General features: G+C 69.7%; 20 protein-coding genes. 9 read left to right on the top strand and 11 right to left on the bottom strand.

The features are described 5' to 3' along the window. Window positions 1–6 precede the first annotated feature (6 nt). From atzF to Taqua_RS04790, 6 genes are all read left to right on the top strand, one after another. On the top strand, window positions 7–1,818 hold the full coding sequence (gene atzF / locus Taqua_RS04815; protein ID WP_144325233.1) for an allophanate hydrolase: 1,812 nt from the start codon (window positions 7–9) through the stop codon (window positions 1,816–1,818). A 237-nt stretch (window positions 1,819–2,055) separates the two neighbouring features. Continuing rightward, window positions 2,056–3,444 carry a cytochrome c gene (locus tag Taqua_RS04810; RefSeq protein ID WP_144325231.1) on the top strand — a complete coding sequence of 463 codons (1,389 nt, stop codon included), beginning with the start codon at window positions 2,056–2,058 and terminating at the stop codon, window positions 3,442–3,444. Window positions 3,445–3,448: 4 nt separating this feature from the next. After that, a complete protein-coding gene (locus Taqua_RS04805) occupies window positions 3,449–4,672 on the top strand; it encodes a hypothetical protein (protein ID WP_144325229.1) in 1,224 nt (407 codons plus the stop codon). Window positions 4,673–4,706: 34 nt separating this feature from the next. Next, window positions 4,707–5,132: a c-type cytochrome gene (locus tag Taqua_RS04800; protein ID WP_221933916.1), complete on the top strand. Its 426-nt coding sequence runs from the start codon at window positions 4,707–4,709 to the stop codon at window positions 5,130–5,132. An 11-nt stretch (window positions 5,133–5,143) separates the two neighbouring features. Then, the gene (locus tag Taqua_RS04795) at window positions 5,144–6,514 is read left to right on the top strand and encodes an FCSD flavin-binding domain-containing protein (RefSeq protein ID WP_246094624.1); all 1,371 of its coding nucleotides are present in this window, start codon (window positions 5,144–5,146) and stop codon (window positions 6,512–6,514) included. A 17-nt stretch (window positions 6,515–6,531) separates the two neighbouring features. Further along, window positions 6,532–7,263, top strand: coding sequence for a c-type cytochrome (locus tag Taqua_RS04790; protein ID WP_144325227.1), 732 nt, complete (start codon window positions 6,532–6,534; stop codon window positions 7,261–7,263). Here the strand turns inward: Taqua_RS04790 and Taqua_RS04785 are convergent. Beyond that, entirely contained in the window at window positions 7,260–8,468 is a 1,209-nt protein-coding gene (locus tag Taqua_RS04785) for a sigma 54-interacting transcriptional regulator (protein WP_144325225.1), read from the bottom strand. The genes Taqua_RS04790 and Taqua_RS04785 overlap by 4 nt on opposite strands. Before the next feature lie 206 nt (window positions 8,469–8,674). Here Taqua_RS04785 and Taqua_RS04780 point away from each other — a divergent pair, with 206 nt between their 5' ends. From Taqua_RS04780 to Taqua_RS04770, 3 genes are read left to right on the top strand one after another with little or no spacing between them, the layout of a single operon-like run. Beyond that, the gene (locus Taqua_RS04780) at window positions 8,675–9,064 is read left to right on the top strand and encodes a DUF6858 family protein (RefSeq protein WP_144325223.1); all 390 of its coding nucleotides are present in this window, start codon (window positions 8,675–8,677) and stop codon (window positions 9,062–9,064) included. Window positions 9,065–9,083: 19 nt separating this feature from the next. Next, window positions 9,084–10,073: an arsenic resistance protein gene (locus Taqua_RS04775; protein ID WP_144325221.1), complete on the top strand. Its 990-nt coding sequence runs from the start codon at window positions 9,084–9,086 to the stop codon at window positions 10,071–10,073. 49 nt (window positions 10,074–10,122) lie between these two features. Next, window positions 10,123–10,524, top strand: a complete 402-nt coding sequence (locus tag Taqua_RS04770) for a group II truncated hemoglobin (protein ID WP_144325219.1) — start codon at window positions 10,123–10,125, stop codon at window positions 10,522–10,524. Here the strand turns inward: Taqua_RS04770 and Taqua_RS04765 are convergent. The 10 genes from Taqua_RS04765 to narH all read right to left on the bottom strand — a co-directional run bounded on the left by Taqua_RS04765 (window position 10,499) and on the right by narH (window position 18,873). After that, a complete protein-coding gene (locus Taqua_RS04765; RefSeq protein WP_144325217.1) occupies window positions 10,499–11,101 on the bottom strand; it encodes a hemerythrin domain-containing protein in 603 nt (200 codons plus the stop codon). The two genes, Taqua_RS04770 and Taqua_RS04765, sit on opposite strands and share 26 nt — an antisense overlap. Beyond that, entirely contained in the window at window positions 11,098–11,727 is a 630-nt protein-coding gene (locus Taqua_RS04760) for a nitroreductase family protein (RefSeq protein WP_425472581.1), read from the bottom strand. The genes Taqua_RS04765 and Taqua_RS04760 overlap by 4 nt, the downstream gene beginning before the upstream one ends. A gap of 36 nt (window positions 11,728–11,763) precedes the next feature. Continuing rightward, on the bottom strand, window positions 11,764–11,979 hold the full coding sequence (locus tag Taqua_RS13465; protein ID WP_144325214.1) for a hypothetical protein: 216 nt from the start codon (window positions 11,977–11,979) through the stop codon (window positions 11,764–11,766). Between the two features lie 47 nt (window positions 11,980–12,026). Further along, entirely contained in the window at window positions 12,027–12,482 is a 456-nt protein-coding gene (locus Taqua_RS04750; RefSeq protein WP_144325212.1) for a hypothetical protein, read from the bottom strand. Between the two features lie 32 nt (window positions 12,483–12,514). Then, window positions 12,515–13,798 (bottom strand): NnrS family protein, encoded by a 1,284-nt coding sequence (locus tag Taqua_RS04745; protein WP_246094623.1) that lies wholly within the window; start codon window positions 13,796–13,798, stop codon window positions 12,515–12,517. 9 nt (window positions 13,799–13,807) lie between these two features. Next, a complete protein-coding gene (locus Taqua_RS04740) occupies window positions 13,808–15,010 on the bottom strand; it encodes an NAD(P)H-dependent flavin oxidoreductase (protein ID WP_144325290.1) in 1,203 nt (400 codons plus the stop codon). Between the two features lie 76 nt (window positions 15,011–15,086). Beyond that, window positions 15,087–15,908 carry a peptidylprolyl isomerase gene (locus Taqua_RS04735; protein WP_068607849.1) on the bottom strand — a complete coding sequence of 274 codons (822 nt, stop codon included), beginning with the start codon at window positions 15,906–15,908 and terminating at the stop codon, window positions 15,087–15,089. 1 nt (window position 15,909) lies between these two features. Then, window positions 15,910–16,614, bottom strand: a complete 705-nt coding sequence (gene narI, locus Taqua_RS04730) for a respiratory nitrate reductase subunit gamma (protein WP_144325210.1) — start codon at window positions 16,612–16,614, stop codon at window positions 15,910–15,912. Window positions 16,615–16,635: 21 nt separating this feature from the next. After that, window positions 16,636–17,313, bottom strand: a complete 678-nt coding sequence (gene narJ / locus Taqua_RS04725; RefSeq protein WP_143969044.1) for a nitrate reductase molybdenum cofactor assembly chaperone — start codon at window positions 17,311–17,313, stop codon at window positions 16,636–16,638. Window positions 17,314–17,340: 27 nt separating this feature from the next. After that, window positions 17,341–18,873, bottom strand: a complete 1,533-nt coding sequence (gene narH / locus Taqua_RS04720; protein ID WP_144325208.1) for a nitrate reductase subunit beta — start codon at window positions 18,871–18,873, stop codon at window positions 17,341–17,343. Between the last annotated feature and the right edge of the window lie 31 nt (window positions 18,874–18,904).

The following is an 18,904-nucleotide window of genomic DNA, read 5'->3' as shown; positions in this document are numbered from 1 at the left end:
ACCCCGATGCTGCCCCCACTGAACCTGCCGCGGCTGCGCGCCGCTTACCTGGCGCGCGAGCTGACCCCCGTCGACCTCGTCGAGCGCCTGTGGGAGGCGCTCGAGGCCGAGGGCGACGCCCACGGCATTTGGATCACGCGCGTCCCGCGCGAGGCCCTGCTGGCGCGCGCCCGCGCCCTGCTCGACCTCGACCCGGCCGCGCTGCCCCTGTACGGCGTGCCGTTCGCGGTCAAGGACAACATCGACGTCGCCGGTCTGCCCACCACCGCCGCCTGCCCGGCGTTCGCCTACCAGCCGGCGCGCCACGCCACGGTGGTGCAGCGGCTGCTGGACGCCGGCGCGATCCTCGTCGGCAAGACCAACCTCGACCAGTTCGCCACCGGGCTCAACGGCACGCGCTCGCCGTACGGCGTCTGCCGCAACGCCTTCGATCCAGCGTGGATCTCGGGCGGCTCCAGCTCCGGCTCGGCGGTGGCCGTCGCGCTCGGGCTGGCCAGCTTCGCGCTCGGCACCGATACGGCCGGCTCCGGCCGCGTGCCGGCGGCCTTCAACCACCTGGTCGGCCACAAGCCGACGCGCGGCGTCATTCCCGCCTCCGGGGTGGTGCCGGCCTGCCGCACGCTGGACTGCGTGTCGATCTTCGCGCTGACGGCGGAGGACGCCGCGCAGGTGCTGGCGGTGGCCGCCGGGCCGGACGGCGAGGACCCGTACGCGCGGCCGCTGGCAGGGCTCGGCGGGGACTTCGCCGCGCGGCCCGGCTGGCGGCTCGCCGTGCCGCGCGACGAGGATCTGGCGTTCTTCGGCAACACGGATGGCGAACGGCTGTGCCGGCAGGCGGTCGAGCAGGCCCGCGCGCTGGGTGCCAGCTGCGTCCCGTTCGACCTGCGGCCGTTCCTGGAGGTGGCGCGGCTGCTGTACGAAGGCCCGTGGGTGGCCGAGCGCCACGCGGCCATCCGTGCCTTCTTCGACGCCCACGCCGACCAGGTGATCGAGCCGGTGCGCAGCATCATCGACGGCGCGCGCCGCCACGACGCCACCGACGCCTTCGAGGCCCAGTACCGCCTGCAGGCGCTGCGGGTGGCGTGCGACGCGCTGTGGGACCAGGCCGACGCGATGCTGCTGCCCACCGCCGCCCGGCCGCACCGCATCGACGCGATGCAGGCCGACCCGGTGCGGCTCAACAGCGAGCTCGGCCGCTACACCAACTTCGTCAACCTGCTGGATCTGGCCGCCACCGCGGTGCCGGCCGGCCTGCAACCCGACGGATTGCCGTTCGGCGTGACGCTGATCGCGCCGGCGCACCACGACGCCGGGCTGCTGCGGCTGGCGGCCCGGCTGCACCGGCGCCTGGCCGACACGATGGGCGCCACCGGCTGGCCGCTGCCGCCGCAGCCCGACGAGGCCCTGCTCGCCGCGCTGCCGAGCGGGATGGTGCAGGTGGCCGTGTTCGGCGCCCACCTGTCCGGCCTGCCGCTCAACGGCCAGCTGCGGGAGCGCGGGGCGCGGCTCGTCGCCGAAGCCCGCACCGCCCCGCGCTACCGCCTGTACGCGCTGCCGGACGGTCGCCGGCCCGGCCTCGTGCGGGTCCGCGAGGGCGGCCAGCCGATCGCGTGCGAGGTGTGGGAACTGCCGGCGACGGCCTTCGGCTCCTTCGTCGACCTGGTGGCCGCGCCGCTGGCCATCGGCAAGGTCGAGCTGGACGACGGCCGCTGGGTCAACGGCTTCGTCTGCGAGGCCGCCGGCGTCGAGGGCGCCACCGACATCACCGCCTGCGGCGGCTGGCGCGCCTGGCTGGCGAGCCGGGCCGCGGCGATCTGACAACCCAATCCGTCTGCCAAATACGGCAGCAATGTCTGCCAACCTAAAGCAAAAAGACCGGAGCCCGCACGGCCGAAGTCGCGCACGTCGAGAGGTTGGCCCAGACGGCGGTTGATACAGATCAACCGCCGATTTGGCACGCTTTTTGTAACGGGATCCGGTATCCGGACGATACCCGTCGCGGTATGGAACGGCATCCCCCGCTTCCAGCCCGTCCCGCAACAGGAGCAAGGACCCATGGACCTCATCGGCTTGTACCCGACCTGGCTCGACACCAGCGTGGGCAGCGGATGGATCGTCGGCCTCATCGCCACGGCCCACGTGCTGTTCTCCCACACCTCGGTGGCGGCCGCGATCTTCTTCGCCTGGCTCGTCAACCATGCCTACCGCACCCACCAGCCCGGGCTGCTGGAATTCGTGCGGCGCTACGGCATGTTCCTGCTGGTGTTCAGCTACGTGCTGGGCTCCATCACCGGCCCGGGCATCTGGTACTCCACCACCGTGGCCAGCCCGCGCGGCATCTCGGCGCTGATCCACAGCTTCGTGTGGATGTGGGCCACCGAGTGGGTGTTCTTCGTCATCGAGATCGCCGGCGTCTACCTGCTGGTGTACCTGGTCGGCAAGGTCGACGTGCGCACGCACACGCGCATCGCCGTGATCTTCGGCCTGGCCTCGTACACGACGATGCTGATCATCGTCGGCATCCTGAGCTTCATGATGTGGCCGGGCCGCCCCGAATGGGCCGAGACCGGCGGCGTGCTCAACGCCTTCTACGGCGGCAACACCTTCGCGCACCTGGGCATGCGCACCGCCTTCATGTTCACCATCATGGCGGTGGTGGGCGGCATCGTGGCGGCACGCTTCGAGGACGCCGAGCTCAAGCGCCGCGTCGCGCGCACGCTGTCGGTGGTCGGCATCGTCTCGGCGCTGGCCGGCGTGGCGATGCTGCAGTGGTACCTGAGCACGCTGCCGGAGACCGCCGCGATCGTGCTGGAAAACCGCCTGCCAGAGCGCTTCCCGCTGATGCTGGGGGTCGCGGTGGGCGGCACGGTGCTGTACTTCGCCCTGACCTGGGCGCAGCCGCGCCTGCTGATGCCAGGGCTGGCCGCCGCGATGACGGTGGCGATCCTGGTGGTGGGCCTGTGGCCGGAGGAAGTGGCGCGCGAGTCGGTGCGCAAGCCGTGGGTGGCCGGGCAGTACGTCTACTCCAACCAGATCGTCGGGCGCGACGTGCCGGGCATGGGCGTGAAGTCCGAGATCCCCAAGCTCGAGGCGCACGGCTGGCTGGCCACGCACGCCTTCATCCCGCAGGAACTGCGCACCGTGCGCGACGGCAACCGCGTCGAGGCCGGCCGGGCGCTGGCGCTGGCGGCGTGCTCCAACTGCCACTCGCTGTCGGCCACCGGCATGCGCCCGCTGGCGCGCTACTTCAGCCCCACCGCCAGCGAAGGCGAGGTCGCCGAATACCTGCAGGCGGCGCTGGCCAGCGGCAACACGCTGTACATGCCGCAGATCCCGCTGCGCGCCGACGAGGCGCAGGCGCTGGCGGCCTACATCCTGTCCACCCTGCCGGGCCGCGCCACCGCCACCGCGGCGGCCACCGCCCAGGCCCCCGCCAAGGAGTGATGCCATGACCCCGGAAATGCTCTACGCGCTGCGCGACCAGGCCGGGGTGCCCTCGCACCCGGTGCTGTTCCTGATCCTGGGCGTGCTGACGTTCGCGCTGCACATCGCGGCGGTGCAGGTGATGCTGGGCGCCTCGGCGCTGACGCTGCGCGGCGCCTTCAGCGCCGAGACGCACTGGCGCCGGCTCGCCGCGGCGATGCTGACCACGGCCAAGATCGCCGTCTCGGTGGCGATCGTGCTGGGCGTGGCGCCGCTCCTGTTCGTGCAGGTGATCTACGACCCGTTCTGGTACACCTCCAACGTGCTGTCGGCCTGGTGGGTGATCGGCTTCATCGTCGCGCTGATCGGCGGCTACATGGCGATGTACCTGTTCTACTGGCGCAACCACGACCTGGTGCGCGACGGCGCGCGCGGCACGGCGTGGATGGTGCTGTCGGTGGCGCTGCTGCTGGTCGGCTTCATCGTGCACAGCCTGACCAACCAGATGCTGTTCCCGGAGGCGTGGATGCAGTGGTACGCCCCGGGCGGCGCGATCGACCCGAGCGGCCGCAGCCTGCACTACTGGAACCTGCCGCGCTTCGGCTTCTTCATCGCGCTGTCGGCGCCGGTGACCGGCGCGTGGCTGTACGCCTACCGCCGCTACCTGATCGGCGCCGGCGAGGGCGACGCGGTCTACCTCGACTGGGTGCGCGCGCTGGCGCAGCGCCTGATGGTGGCCGGCGGCGTGGTGGCCGTGCTGCTGGGCGCGCTGTGGATGGCGACGCTGCCGGCCAAGATGGCGTGGTTCGCCACCTCGCCGTGGGTGTGGCTGGCGCTGGCGGCGCTGCTGGCGGTGGTGGCGCTGCCGCTCGTGCTGGGGCCGCAGCTGGACCGGGGCTTGTGGGGCTACGGCATCTTCGGCGCCGGTGCGGTGGCGCTGATCGTCGTCGGTGCCGCACGCGAGGCGCTGCGCTACGTCACCCTGCTCGGCACGCACGGCTACGACGCGCTGGACTACCGCATCCAGATGGACTGGTACAGCACCGTGCTGTTCTTCGTCACCTTCGCCGTCGTCGGCGGCGTCACGCTGGGCTACCTGCTGACGGTGGCGTGGCAGGCCGGCCAGCAGCGCCAGGGCACCTACACCCCGGGGCCGCGCGTGACGGCGCTGGGCCAGTGGTCGGTGCGGCTGCTGGTGCTGTGGACGCTGGCGTACTTCGGCGTCGGACTGTGGGTGTGGCTGCGCTGAACGGCCAGCGCCCCCGCCAAGGAGTGAGCAAACCATGAGCGAACGCAAACAACCCGCCTGGCGGCGCACGTTGTGGCCGGTGCTGCTGGCCGCCGGGCTGACCAGCGTCGGCGTGGCGGTGGCCACGGTGGCGCAGAAGACCGCCGCCTCCGCCAGCGCCCCCACCGCCCCCGCAGCGGCGGCGGCCGCCCCCAGCCCGCTGAATGTGGCCAGCGACGAGCCGCTGCGCGGCGACGTGATGGCGCACAGCTGCGCCGCCTGCCACGGCACCTACGGCCAGCTCGGCGACGAGGCCTTCATGCCGCTGGCCGGCATGCCGGTGGAGCAGTTCGTGCGCACGATGAAAGATTTTCGTGACGGCAAGCGGCCTTCCACGCTGATGGGCCACGTGGCGCGCGGCTTCACCGACGCGCAGCTGCTGGCGATGGCCGAATTCTTCGCAGCGCAGAAGCCGCTGTAAGGGGGATAACCATGACGACCCTGCATCCCGCCACCGGCGGCGCCACGCGCCGCGCCTGGATGGGCCAGGCGCTCGGCCTGCTGGCCGCGGCCACCGCGCCGACGCTGGCCTTCGCCAACGAGAAGGCGCGCATCGTCATCGTCGGCGGCGGCGTCGGCGGCGCCACCGCGGCCAAGTACCTCAAGCTCTTCAACCCGGCGCTCGACGTCACCGTGATCGAGCGCAACCCGATCTACATCCGCCCCTACGGCTCGTCGGAGGTGCTGACCGAGCACATCACGATGCGCGACCTGGAGGTGCGCTACGACACGCTGCGCGACAAGTACGGCATCCGCTTCGTGTTCGACGCCGCGGTGGCGCTGGATCCGGTGGCGCGCGTCGTCACCACCGCCGGCAAGCAGCGCATCGGCTACGACCGGCTGATCGTCTCGCCGGGCATCGAGCTGCTCTACGACGCCTACCCCGGCTACAGCGAGCAGGTGGCGCGCACGGCGGTGCCGTCGGGCTGGATCCCGGGCGAGCAGACCGCGCTGCTGGCGCAGCAGCTCAAGGCCATGCGCCCGGGCGGCGTGTTCGTGCTGGCCGCCCCGCCGAACCCCTACCGCTGCCCGCCAGGGCCTTACGAGCGCGCGGCGCTGGTCACCGAATGGCTGCTGCAGCGCAACCCCACCGCCAAGGTCATCATCGCCGACCCGAAGGATGCCTTCGTCACCGACGAAACGATGATGCTCGGCTGGAACCGCCTCTACGGCTTCAACCTGCCCGAAGACTACGCCAAGAAGATGGCCGACAAGGTGGAGTTGAAGACCCACAGCAAGCCGAGCATGATCAGTTGGATCCGCGGCAAGGACGGCGGCCGGCCGCTGAAGCTCGACGCCAGGCGCATGCGGCTGGAAACCGAGGGCGAGACGATCCAGGCCGACGTCATCAACATCATCCCGCCGATGCGCGCCGGGGCGATCGCGCGCACCTTCGGCCTGACCGACGGCAGCGGCTTTTGCCCAATCGAACGGCGCACGTTCGCCTCGACGCTGGTGCCCCACGTGCATGTCATCGGCGATGCCAGCATCGCCGATGCGATGCCGAAGAGCGGTTTTTCCGCCAACACGCAGGCCAAGGTGGTGGCGCGCGCCATCGTCGAGGAGCTGGCCGGCCGCAAGGCGCCCGAGCCGCTGTGGGAAAACACCTGCTACGCGCTGGCCGGCAAGGATTACGGCCTGTTCGTCGCCGACGTGTTCCGCATCCTGCCCGACGGCAAGATCGGCCGCGTCAACGGCAAGGAGCGCTACCTCCCGCTGGACGCCTCACCGGTGCAGATCCGACTCGGCGCGCGCTACCAGCAGGCGTGGCTGCGCACCTTCACCCAGGACTGCTTTGCCTGATGCGAAAGGAGCGCACGATGCGACGCACGATCCCTTCCCTGCTGGCGGCTGCGCTGCCGGGCATCGGCGCCGCCGCAGGCGCCGCCCCCGCCGCGCACGAGGCCGCCCCCACCTCCGCCTGGACCAGCGCCAGCCTGCGCCAGGCGCTGGCCGCGCTGCCGCCGGGTGACGCCAAGCGGGGCGAGCAGGTGCACCGCCAGATGTTCTGCGCCTCCTGCCACGGCGAGGTTGGCGTGGCGCCGACGCTGAACTGGGCCCACCTGGCCGGCCAGAAGGCCAGCTACACCGCCAAGATGCTGTTGGACTACCAGCAGGGCCGGCGGCTGGAAACCGAAGGCGCGCGCCTGATGCGCGACGTGGCGCAGATGATGACGCCGCAGCAGATCGCCGACGTGGCGGCCTACTACGCCAGCCTGCCGCTGCCGCGCGACGACGGCACGCCGCGGCCCGCGAGCAGCGTCACGCGCGCCCAGGCCGAGCAGCTGGTGCGCAAGGGCGACCCGCAGCGCCTGATCACGCCGTGCGCGAGCTGCCACGGCGTCGGCGGCCAGGGCGGCAAGCTAGAGGCACCGGCGCTGGGCGGCCAGAACCCGGTCTATTTCGTGCGCACGATGCTGCACTACCACGGGGGCGAGCGCCACAACGACGTCGCCAAGGGCATGCGCTTCTTCGCCGAGCGGCTCAGCCGCGCCGAGATCGAGGCGCTGGCGGCCTACTACGCCGACCTGCCGGCGGCGCGGCGGCGCTAAGGCGACGCCGCCGCGGCGGGCCCGGGCGCCTCACCGAGCAGCCCGTGGGCCTTGAGCTTGCGGTAGAGCGTGCGCTCGCTGATGCCCAGGCGCGCCGCCAGCGCCGCGCGGCTGCCGTGGTGCGCCTGCAGCGCGCGGCGCAGTGTCTCACGCTCGCGCTCGCGGCGGGCCGTCGGCAGCGGGGCTTCGTCCGGCGCCTCCGCCTCCAGGCCATCAGACCCGGCCGGCGGCGCCACCGTCGCCGCCGCGCTCGCCGGGGCGGCCCGCCGGCCGGCGGCCAGCGCCTCCTCCACGTGCTCCGGCAGGATCTCGTCGCCGTCGCACCACAGCGCGGCGTGCTCCAGCACGTTGCGCAGCTCGCCCACGTTGCCCGGAAACGGGTGCGCCATCAGGCGCTGCAGCGCCTGCGGGTGCAGCGTCAGGCGCAGCTCGGTGCTGCCGACGCGCCGGTAGGTGCCGGACTCCAGCAGCCGCAGCAGCTTGACCTGCATCGGCGGCGGGATGTCGCCGACCTCGTCAAGGAACAGGGTGCCGCCATTGGCCGCCTCCACCAGGCCGATCTTGGTGTGCGTCGCGCCGGTGAAGGCGCCTTTCTCGTGGCCGAACACCTCGGACTCGAACAGCGTCTCCGGCAGGCTGGAGCAGTCCACCACCACCAGCGGGCGCGAGGCGCGCGGGCTGCCTTCGTGGATGGCGCGCGCCACCAGCTCCTTGCCGGTGCCGGATTCGCCCAGCAGCAGCACGCTGGCCTTCGCCGAGGCCACGCGCGCCACGCGCGCCAGCATGCGCTGGAACGCCGGCGAGCGGCCCACCAGCGCCGCCCCCTCGTCGCCGCGCGGGCGCACACTGGGCAGCGTGGCCACCTTCTCGACGAAGCCGTGCAGCCGACCCTGCGCATCCGGCAGCGGCGTCAGCTCGATGTTGACGTACTCCTCGCCCTTGGGCGTGTGGTGCAGGTGCAGCACCCGCTCGCGCCCGCCGGAGCGCAGCGACTGCGCCAGCGGGCACGACTCGCCGGCCTGGTCGCACGGCCGGTCGAAGTGGTGCGACACCTCGTAACAGCGCCGCCCGACCACCTCGTCGTTCGGGCTGAACGCCAGCCGGTAGGCGCTGTTGGCCGCCAGGATGCGGTAGTCCCGGTCGAACAGGATGTGCGGCTCCGGCAGGCTTTCCAGAAAGGCGGCGAGTTCGGGCAGCGCGTCCATGGTGGCGAGTGGATGTCTGCCATGATTGTCAGTCAAAACCGCGTCGGTCACGGCGCGCGAGGGCTTTTGGAGGCCACAGCGCCGGCCGACAGGGCGGTGCCCCGAGCGAAGACGGCTGGCACGGCTTGTGCAGAAACACGGCGCTTGGCACGCGGACGCCGCATCCGGCGCCCGCCGCCTCTCCATCGGTTCACCTGGCATCCACCATGAAATCGCTGCACTTTCAAGAGAAATACCCCATCACCGTGCTCGACCTCGACAAGCGCGAGACGACCTACCGCAGCGCGGAGGAGATCGCGGCTTACTTCCGCCAATGCATCGAGCGCACGCCGCGCGTGACCTACCTCGGCACCTTCGACCACCTGGCGCACACGCGCGCCATCGGCGGCGAGGTGGCCCCCGACATCCAGGCCGCCGTCAACGTGCTGTTCTGCTTCGGCCACGCGCTGCCCAACCCGCAGGTGCTGGCGGTGCGTCCGCGCTCGATCGGCATCGCCGACACCGGCTCGCACTTCGTCATCAGCTTCATGGACGCGCCGATGAAGCCCGCCAACGACGCCATGCAGGCGTGGGCGCTGGCGCTGCGCAACGCCTGACCCGCACCGGAGGCCGCCCATGTGGACGCCGCTGCAGTGGTTGCAGAAAAACCTGGTCTGGAGCATTCCCGGCGCGATGGCGCTCGGCCTGCTGCTGGGGCCCTGGCTGCCGGAGCCGGCGCTGCGCGCGCTGATCCTGCCGCTGACCTTTCTGATGGTCTATCCGATGATGGTCGGCGTCGATCTGCGCGAGCTGCTGCGGCCCGGCGGGCTGCGGCTGCAGGGCGTGACGCTGGCGGTCAACTTCGTGCTGCTGCCGGCCATCGGCTACGCGCTGGGCCTGCTGTTCTTCCCCGAGCAGCCGATGCTACGCCTAGCGCTGCTGCTGACCGCGCTGCTGCCGACCTCGGGCATGACCATCTCGTGGACCGGCATGGCCAAGGGCAACGTGCCGGCCGCCGTGCGCATGACGGTGATCGGCTTGCTGGCCGGCTCGCTGCTGGCTCCGCTGTACCTGCGCGCGCTGCTCGGCGCGGTGGTGCCGGTGCCGCTGCTGCAGGTTTTTGCGCAGATCGCGCTGATCGTGCTGCTGCCGCTGGCACTTGGCACCGCCACGCGCCGCTGGCTGGTGGCGCGGCATGGCGAGGCGGCGTTCAAGCAGCGGCTCGCGCCGCGCTTCGCGCCGCTGTCCACGCTGGGGGTGCTCGGCATCGTCGCGGTGTCGCTGGCGCTCAAATCCAGCGACATCGTGGCCCACCCGGCGCAACTGCCGGCGCTGCTGGTGCCGCTGCTCGTGCTCTACGGCGTCAACTTTGCGCTCAGCACGGCGCTGGCGCGCGGGCTGTTCGCCCGCGGCGACGGCATCGCGCTGGTCTATGGCACCGTCATGCGCAACCTGTCCATCGCCCTGGCCATCGCGATGGGGGTGTTCGGCGCCGCCGGTGCCGAAGCCGCGCTGCTGATCGCGCTGGCCTACGTGGTGCAGGTGCAGGCGGCCGCGTGGTACGTGCGGCTGACGCCGCGTCTGTTCGGCCCCGCGCCCGAAGCGGGTGTGCAGCGCGTCGCCTGACCCGGCCCGGACGCTCCCCGACCGGCCCCTTCCCGTGGAGGACTTCACCATGAACCACGCCCCCACCACCCCCTACGCCGCGCTCGGCGGCGAGGCCGCCGTGCGGCGCCTGGTCGACCGCTTCTACGACCTGATGGACGAGCTGCCGGAGGCCTACGCGGTTCGCAAGCTGCACCCCGACAGCCTGGACGGCGCGCGCCAGAGCCTGTTCGAGTTCCTCTCCGGCTGGCTGGGCGGCCCGCCGCTGTATGTGCAAAAGCACGGCCACCCGCGCCTGCGCATGCGCCACCTGCCGTACGCCATCGGCCCGCGCGAGCGCGACCAGTGGATGCTGTGCATGCGCCTGGCGCTGGCCGAGGAGGTGGCCGACGAGGGCCTGCGCCACGCGCTCGGCGAGGCGCTGCAACAGCTGGCCGATCACATGATCAACGTGGCACCCGCGACGGCTTGAGTGCCATCGCCCTCGCGGGGGGAGCACCGATTGCCCGGCGAACCATCATGTCCTCGGACATGACCGCCCGATCGGCGGCGGTCATGGCATGTTCGGCTGCCACGAAGACCTCGCCCTCCTCGGTGGCAATGTGGCACTCGTAGCGCCGCACGAAGCGCGTCAGGCATTCCCGATCATCGCTGGACCAGCGCCAGCCCGCGTCGCCCACGGCTGCCTGCAAGCGCAACAAGACCGGGCGCAACTGTGCCCAATCATCTGCCATGGCAGCATGATCCGCCTGCAGGCGCTGCACCAGAGCGTCTAAGCGTGCGTCGCACATCGCGCGCACGCGCGGAAAGACGTGCAGCTCCTCATCCTCGTGATGCAACGGGGCCGCCCGATCGAAGTAGCGCTGGACCTGGGCAGCGGCCTGCGCTGAGGAAGTGTCGGCGCCGTGGCCATCCACATGAGCCACCAACCGCTGCAGCAAATCGAGCGTGCGCTCGACCCGGTCGTGGCAGGCCCGCAACCACTCGAACGGATGCTCGTGGTCTGCTTGTGGCTCCTTCCCGCCCCCGACCCAAACCGGACTGGTCATGACACCCCCCCGATAGGTAAGCTCGGTGTCCAGACCGAAAACAGCTGCGCCGGCGCCGGACGGGCACGCGGAGCGCGCGCCTGGCACACCGTGCCGATGCTCAGGAAGCACACCGGCATATCGGCATCGGACAGCGCAAATGCCTGCCGCAACACGGCCGAATCCAGCGCCTTGCCGCTGGTCAGCGCCGACCCGTAGCCCATCGCCATGGCCATCAACATGATGTTTTGCACGGCGCAACCCGCACTGATGAGCCGCTCGCGCACAGGCACGTCCTCGGTACGCGGGCGGGCATCGACAACCAGCAACCACAACAGCGGAGCACGGCGCGCTTTCTCGCGGGCCTGAGCCTGCTGCTCGGTGGTCGCCGCCGGGTCGCGCTCCCGCAAGGCCTGGGCGAACACGTCCCCCAGTGCCTCGCGGGCAGCGACCGGCACGTCGATGAACCGCCAAGGCAGCAGCTGTCCATGGTCAGGCGCGGCGGCCGCCGCGGTCAGCAACCGCTCGATCTCGGCGCGGCTTGGCCCCGGAGCCACCAATCGCTTGGGCAGAACGGTCTGGCGTCGGGTGATCCACTCCAGCGCCCAATCGGCGCCCTCCACACAGAGGCCCACAGCGGGCGCCACGAGTGGTGCGTTGTCCATATTCCTCCTCGGAATCTCTCAAGTCCGGACATGCCGGAGTTTGAAGCGGTTGATCTGCTGACGCAACGCCTGAACCTGGTCGTCCAGCGTTTTGACCGCCGCCGTGTTTTCTTCGACCAGCGCGGCGTTGCTTTGTGTCACATCGTTGAGCTGCTCGATGGCCTCGTGGACCTGCGCATCGTGCATGCGCGCCAGCACATGGTGTAAGCGCTCCTGCATGGGGTGGATGTGCATCAGCAAATCGGCCACCTCGTCCCGCCCATGTACCTCGGCGGTGACGGTCAGATCGCCCTGGGCAGTAGCACTGGTCGCGCGGTGCGCCTCGGACACGCTGTGGCGCGCCGAGGCCACGAGCGCCGCACCGAAGCAAAATCACTGCGAACACCAGCACGGTGGTCGCCCCCGCCGTGACGATCAGCCCCCACATCGCGCTCTGACGCCACCGAGGCGCCCCCCAACAGCCAGTGCGTCAAGCCTAGATGGGTCCGTTTGGCGAGGATGGCGTCGCCGATGGTGCGCGCCACATCGGTCCCCCGCTTCGCAATCACGGCAGCGTTCCATTCCCGCCAGCGTTGTTGAACCCGCAAGCCCAGCGCGGCCATCAACGACAGGACAAGCATCGCCCCCTTCAACATCAGCTTGGCACGCAGGCGCAGCCGGCCCAAGATGCCCTGAACCGGCCGAACCCACATCGGCAAGCCGCGCGCATCCACGTACTCGAGTGTCGAAGGCCTCATGGTTCACCCCATCCTGTTCATCCATCGGGGTGTCAGCCCGGACGGCCATCGGGTCGCGGCCGGCCATACCACGACAGCAGTCGCACGCCCCATGGCCCGAGCGCGCCCAACCACACCAGCATCGCCAACAGCAGGCCCAAGGATTCGTTGGGCCACGCGGCACTGCCGACACGCAGCACGACCGCCAGCTGCAGCGCCCAGAAGCCCCACCAAGTCGCGTCATCGGCCAACAGCTTGCGCCCCCCGTGGCCACAGGAGACGCGCGTGACCATGGCGTACAGGATCGACCCCACAAAGCCCATCGTCAGCGCATGCCAAGCCCCCAGGCCGAGCAATGGCACCCCCTGCCGCAGGCCCAGCAACTGGGCGGCGCCCAACAGGCAATAAGCCAGCCCCAGCCACAGCACCCCCAGATGCAGCATGGCGAGCAACCGAATGCTCAACGCCTGGACCAGCCCCCACACGAGGGCCAGCCACAACACGATGCTGCCCACCACCAGTTCGAACAGACCGCGGCTGAGCATCCACCCCCGCGAGGGCCCCTGCCCCTGCAGCCAGCCGCCCCACTCGAAAGTCGCCTCCGCCACCGCGGCCGCCAACAGCACGATCAGCACCCACCATGGACGCCAGACCTCGACCATCGGCAAGGCGCTGGAGGTAAAAAACGGAACCAATCGATGCAACGCCGCGACGAACACGGGGATCACGTACAGCCAGACCGCCGAGCGCACCACCACCAGGGCCAGAGGAATCGCTTCGCCCATCAGGGCGAGTGCCAACGCGACCAGATGGACCACCCCCATCCACGCAGCCACCGCAATGATGGCGGCATGCCAGCGGTCCTCCACCCGGCTGCATCGCAGCAAAACCGTGAAGCGCGCCGCCACCCACGCCTGCCCGGTCGCGGCCAGTGCCAGCCCAGGCACGGCCCACCCCATGCCCCAGTGCCCACCAAACAACCATGCCAGCCAGCCAGCCAGCTGCAGCACCACCGGCGGCAGCAGTGCCTGCGCGGGTGGCGCAGCCACCGCCAGCCATTTGGGCCCGGCGGTAAATTGGAAACCAGCCACGAACAGCGGGATGAAACCCAGCGTCATCACCACCCCGTGCACCAGAATGGGAGCGAGCCGCAACGATGGCAACCCCAATGGCCACACGCGCAACAGCAGCATCCAACCCCACCACAGCGACGCAACGAGCAAGACTGCCATCGCCGCCGCAAACCCCAGTCGGTGCGGTGCCTGCCACAGCGTGCGCCAATGCCAACGGTCATCGTGCGGTGCGGCCGGTGGAAACGGGGAGATGCGGGCGGGCACGGTGCCTCCTCAGCCAGCCGCCGCATCCGCCACTGGCTGGCCGAGCAGCCAGCGCAACAGATCGCGCACGGGGCGAATCGCCTCCCCAAACGGCAGCCGCCCGGCCCCGCGAAAAAACAGTCCGCGCGCCACGTCACCCTGTAACGCATGGCCCAGCTGCTGGTCGATGCAGAACTGCCCCATCTCGGGTACGCCATCGCGCAACCCACACCGCGCCAAGCAGTCAAAACCCATGTTGCAGCGGCGTTTGGGGTGGGCCATGGCCTGCATCCGCGGCTCCAGGCGCAGGTATTTTTCCAGCCACGGTGTCCGCACGGCACGGGCCGGCAGGCCGGCGACGCTGGTGAACTCCACCACGTCCTCGGGTCGAGCGCTCACCAACACCCGCTTGAACGCTTCGGCCGCATCGGATTCGGCCGTGACCGCAAAGGCGGTGCCGAGTTGGACGGCTGCCGCCCCCAGTCCTTGCAGGCGCCGGACATCGTCGTGGGTGGAGATGCCACCCGCAGCGATGATCGGTATGTCTCGCTCGATGCCTTCGCGCGCCAGGAATGCCAACACCTCTGGTATCGCGACGTCGAAATCGAAACGCCGATCGGTCAGATCGGCCACCCGGGCCGCCCCGAGATGTCCGCCGGCCAGTCGGGGATGCTCCAGGACGATGGCGTCGGGCAGACGCCCGCGTTTCATCCAGCGCCGCACCACCACCTGCACCCCACGTGCATCGGACAGAATGGGAATCAGCGCCACCCGCGGGTGGTCCTGCGCCAGCTCGGGCAGGTCCAGCGGCAGCCCTGCCCCCACCACGATCGCATCGGCCCCGCTGGCCAGGGCCTGCCGGACGTAGTCCGCGTAGGCCGACAAGGCGCGCATCACGTTGACCGCGATCACGCCATGCCCTGCGGCCAGGCGACGGGCGCGGCGGATCTCGCGGTCCAATGCCTCCAGATTGGCGGCATCGATGCGGGCGCGCACGTCCGGGGCCTTGTGGTCCAGGTGGCTGGTTTGCGCCATGAGGTCCGGATGCAGTCGGCGCAGGTCGACGGAGGAAATGGTTCCCACGGCGCCGGCCGCAGCGACGGTGCCGGCCAAGCCTCCAGCCGACACCCCCACGCCCATGCCCCCCTGCACAACGGGCAGCAAGGTGCGGCCGCCCAAGTTCAGCGGCCTCAGGCCACTGTCGGCCAGCCAGCGGCGGCTCTGTGGTGGCATCCCGATCGGGCCGGTCTGCGGCACCACGTCGGGCATCGGGTTGGGGGTGAGGTGGGAATTCATCCAGCACCCCTGTTCACTGCAGCAGCGGCCCGTCAGAAGCACCCAGATCGACCCCACAGACACGGGCGTCCGCGGCCAGCCGGTGCAGATAGTGTCGCAGCGCCACCGCACGGGCGCGCAGTGACAGGTCGCGTTCGATGCGCGGGCGCGCCTCCTCGAAAGGAATGCGCTTGCCTGGCCGGCGCCCCATGACACGCACGATGTGCAAGCCAAAGCGGGTGCGCACCAGACGCGGATGCACCCCCAGGGCCAGAGAGGAGTCCTGCTGATAGAACAGTTCATTGGCCAGTTCGGGAGCACAGTCGGCCGGCCCGATCCAGCCCAGATCGCCCCCCTGCGCGCCGCTGGGGCAATTGGACAGTTCGGCCGCCATCTGCTCGAAACGCCCGGGCGGCGCATCGGGACGCAAGAGCTCGAGCAGCGCCTGCTCGGCGCGGCGGGTGAGCGCATGCACATCCACCCGAGGGGTGACCGCAAACAGGATGTGCCGCACATGCAACGCCTGTCCCTCGACGAAGCGGCGACGGTTGGCCTCGTAATGGCGGCGGCAGGCCGCCTCGTCGGGCTCTGGCGTCTGCAGCTCGCGCGCGAGCAGGGCGTCGATGGCGGCGTGCTCCTGTGCCTCGAGCTCCGGAGCAACGGCAACCAGGCGTGCCGGCAGCAGTCCGGCAGCGACGGCGCGCTGCCGCAGCAACTCGCCCCAGGCACGCTCGCGCAGTTCTTCCGGCGTCAGGGTCTCGTGCGGCCCGTGCAGGGCGACGCCATTGATGCTGGCCCCGCCGGGCCCGGCTTCGGCCCCGGTTGACGGGGAGGAGGAGATCAGGCGCGCCTGCATGTCACCGCCCTCCGTGGGTGCCCAGCCGCCGGCTGCGCACGATCTGGTACGGGCGCCACAGGTACGCCACTGAGGCGAACCCGCTCCACACATGCACCAACCGCGTGAACGGGAAGATCAGAAAGATCGTCATGCCCAGAACCATGTGGACCTTGAATACCCATCCGACGTCGGCCACCAGCTCGGCCGTGCCGGAACGGAAAGTCACGATGCGCTGCGCCCACTCGTCCAGCATCAACATCACGCTGCCGTCCAGATGCTGGGCCGAGAAGGGGATGGTTGCCAGACCGAGGGCAAACTGCGCCCACAACAACCACAACAACACGATGTCGCTGGTGCGCGAGGTGGCGCGGATACGGGGATCGGTCAACCGACGGTGCAGCAGCAGCGATACCCCCACGAACCCCAACACCCCAAAGAGCCCACCCGACACCATGGCCAGCACCTGCTTCGTGCCCGCGCTCATGAACGGCTCGTAGACGAAGTGCGGAGTCAGCATGCCCACCGTGTGCCCGAAGAACAGGAACAAGATGCCGGCATGGAAGAGGTTGCTGCCCCAGCGCAATTGCCCGGCGCGCAGCAACTGCGAGGAATCGCTCTTCCAGGTGTACTGGTCGCGATCGAAGCGCAGCAGACTGCCAAGCAGAAAAACGGTCAGACAGATGTAGGGATAGACGCTGAAGAAAAAGGCATTGAGCGCGTTCATGGCCTGCTCCGCTGAAAGACATCACACGACGGACGCCGTCGCCTCGGATCGACGGCGAACGAATCGAATCGGCCGCTCGCTGCCCGACGCGGCCGAGCTGGGACAACCGCCAAAAGCCTGGGGTTCGGACCAACTCGCATCCAACGCCGGCTCATCATCCGGCTCGGCGGGCTCGACCCGCTGGCCACACGCTTCCAGCACCGCGATCAACACGTCCGCATAGGCGCTGCGCCGGCGTTGCAGAGCGCCGATCAGGGCATTGACGATGTGCGCCACCTCGCCGACCAGGCCACGGGCGACGTCGGCTGGCTGCGTCGAGGCAAACTCCAGCAACACGGGCAAATGGTCCGGCAACTCGTGGCTGTGCAGGCGCAGACCGGCCGCCTCGTAGGTCTGCAACAGATCGATCATGGCCGGCCCCCGCTCGCGCGAGTCGCCATGCACATGCTCGAACAGATGCAGCGACGTGCTGCGCCCGCGATCGAAAGTCTCGACGTACTCCGCCTCGACTTCGTAGCCGTCCCTGTGCAGCCATGCGTCCACCCAGGCCCGCAGGCGCCGCAACCGCTCGGTGGGCACGACGCCCTCTGCGGCGAGGGCTTGCACGGCTTGGGGCGCAAGAGCACGGGTCTCCTGATCGGGATAGCGCAACAAGAAGGCCAGCGCACGCAGGGTATAGGTCAGTCGTGGGGTTTTCATGGTCGTCTCACTCCGTGGGGGGCGGGCTCAGGCCTCGACCTTGATGGGGATGGTGCGTTTGCGCTGACCACCGAACAGACTGGTCTCGGTCTGCCCCTCGGAGCAGCCGTTGCCAAACGAAAAGCCACAGCTGCCTCTCAGGTCGAAGGCGTCCTCGGCGTATTCGCGGTGGGTGGTGGGGATGACGAAGCGGTCCTCGTAGTTGGCGATGGCCATGATGCGGTACATCTCCTCCACCTGGACGGGGGTCAGATCCGCCTCGGTCAGCACGAGGCGGTTTTCCACCCCCTCGACGTGCTTGGCCCGCTGGTAAGCCCGCATGGCCAGCATGCGCCGCAGCGCCAGCACCACGGGACGTGTATCGCCCGCCGTCAGCAAATTGGCCAGGTACTGTACGGGGATGCGCAGCTGCTCGACGTCCGGCAGCTCGCCATGGGCCCCGATATGCCCGGCATTGGCCGCGGCCGAGATCGGTGACAGCGGCGGCACGTACCACACCATCGGCAGTGTGCGGTACTCGGGGTGCAGGGGCAGGGCGACCTTCCAATCGATCGCCATCTTGTAGACCGGGCTGCGGCGCGCCGCCTCCAGCCACGCCTCGGGCACACCATCGGCCCGCGCCTGCGCGATCACCTTCGGGTCGTTCGGGTCCAGAAAGATGTCAAGCTGCGCCCGGTACAGATCGCGCTCGTTCTCGACGCTGGCGGCCTCGGCGATGCTGTCGGCGTCGTACAGCATCACCCCCAGGTAGCGGATGCGGCCGACGCACGTCTCCGAACACACGGTGGGCTCCCCGGCCTCGATGCGGGGATAACAAAAGACGCATTTCTCGGCCTTGCCGCTTTGCCAGTTGTAGTAGATCTTTTTGTACGGACAGCCCGAGACGCACATCCGCCAGCCGCGACACTTGTCCTGATCGATCAGAACGATGCCGTCCTCCTCGCGCTTGTAGATCGAGCCGGAGGGACACGACGCCACGCAAGCCGGGTTGAGGCAGTGCTCGCACAGCCGCGGCAGGTACATCAGGAACGTGTTCTCGAATTGGCCGAGCATGTCCTTCTGCACCTGATCGAAACCGCTCAGATTGGCGTCCTTGCTGCGTTTGGCAAACTCGCCACCGAGGATTTCCTCCCAGTTCGGCCCCCACTCGATCTTGTCCATGCGCTGGCCGGTGATCAGGCTGCGCGGGCGCGCGGTGGGTGCCGCCTTCGACGACGGTGCATGGTGCAGATGCTCGTAGTCGAAGGTGAACGGCTCGTAGTAGTCGTCGATCTGCGGCAGGTTGGGGTTGCTGAAGATCTTCATCAACAGCGACCATTTGCCGCCCTGGCGCGGCACGAGTGCGCCATCGGAACGGCGCTTCCAGCCCCCGTTCCAGCGGTCCTGGTTCTCCCATTCCTTGGGATAACCGATGCCGGGCTTGTTCTCGACGTTGTTGAACCAGGCATATTCCATCCCGGGACGGTTGGTCCACACGTTCTTGCACGTCACCGAACAGGTGTGGCAGCCAATGCACTTGTCGAGGTTGAGCACCATTGCGATCTGGGCGCGCACTTTCATGGTGGTTCTCTCCTGGGTTCGTTGCGCGGGA

This window comes from Tepidimonas aquatica (assembly GCF_007556585.1).
Taxonomy (GTDB): Bacteria; Pseudomonadota; Gammaproteobacteria; order Burkholderiales; family Burkholderiaceae_C; genus Tepidimonas; species Tepidimonas aquatica.
This window is presented reverse-complemented; position numbering and strand designations above follow the sequence as displayed.

Excerpts from the sequence above, each read along its gene's own strand:
- Taqua_RS04735 (WP_068607849.1), bottom strand. The coding sequence starts at position 15,908 with ATGCAGGCGCGCCTGATCTCCTCCTCCCCGTCAACCGGGGCCGAAGCC.
- Taqua_RS04770 (WP_144325219.1), top strand. The coding sequence starts at position 10,123 with ATGAACCACGCCCCCACCACCCCCTACGCCGCGCTCGGCGGCGAGGCC.
- narI (WP_144325210.1), bottom strand. The coding sequence starts at position 16,614 with ATGAACGCGCTCAATGCCTTTTTCTTCAGCGTCTATCCCTACATCTGT.
- Taqua_RS04750 (WP_144325212.1), bottom strand. The coding sequence starts at position 12,482 with ATGAGGCCTTCGACACTCGAGTACGTGGATGCGCGCGGCTTGCCGATG.
- Taqua_RS04765 (WP_144325217.1), bottom strand. The coding sequence starts at position 11,101 with ATGACCAGTCCGGTTTGGGTCGGGGGCGGGAAGGAGCCACAAGCAGAC.
- Taqua_RS04795 (WP_246094624.1), top strand. The coding sequence starts at position 5,144 with ATGACGACCCTGCATCCCGCCACCGGCGGCGCCACGCGCCGCGCCTGG.
- narJ (WP_143969044.1), bottom strand. The coding sequence starts at position 17,313 with ATGAAAACCCCACGACTGACCTATACCCTGCGTGCGCTGGCCTTCTTG.
- Taqua_RS04785 (WP_144325225.1), bottom strand. The coding sequence starts at position 8,468 with ATGGACGCGCTGCCCGAACTCGCCGCCTTTCTGGAAAGCCTGCCGGAG.
- narH (WP_144325208.1), bottom strand. The coding sequence starts at position 18,873 with ATGAAAGTGCGCGCCCAGATCGCAATGGTGCTCAACCTCGACAAGTGC.
- Taqua_RS13465 (WP_144325214.1), bottom strand. The coding sequence starts at position 11,979 with ATGCACATCCACCCCATGCAGGAGCGCTTACACCATGTGCTGGCGCGC.
- Taqua_RS04790 (WP_144325227.1), top strand. The coding sequence starts at position 6,532 with ATGCGACGCACGATCCCTTCCCTGCTGGCGGCTGCGCTGCCGGGCATC.
- Taqua_RS04775 (WP_144325221.1), top strand. The coding sequence starts at position 9,084 with ATGTGGACGCCGCTGCAGTGGTTGCAGAAAAACCTGGTCTGGAGCATT.
- Taqua_RS04800 (WP_221933916.1), top strand. The coding sequence starts at position 4,707 with ATGAGCGAACGCAAACAACCCGCCTGGCGGCGCACGTTGTGGCCGGTG.
- Taqua_RS04780 (WP_144325223.1), top strand. The coding sequence starts at position 8,675 with ATGAAATCGCTGCACTTTCAAGAGAAATACCCCATCACCGTGCTCGAC.
- atzF (WP_144325233.1), top strand. The coding sequence starts at position 7 with ATGCTGCCCCCACTGAACCTGCCGCGGCTGCGCGCCGCTTACCTGGCG.
- Taqua_RS04740 (WP_144325290.1), bottom strand. The coding sequence starts at position 15,010 with ATGCCACCACAGAGCCGCCGCTGGCTGGCCGACAGTGGCCTGAGGCCG.
- Taqua_RS04805 (WP_144325229.1), top strand. The coding sequence starts at position 3,449 with ATGACCCCGGAAATGCTCTACGCGCTGCGCGACCAGGCCGGGGTGCCC.
- Taqua_RS04810 (WP_144325231.1), top strand. The coding sequence starts at position 2,056 with ATGGACCTCATCGGCTTGTACCCGACCTGGCTCGACACCAGCGTGGGC.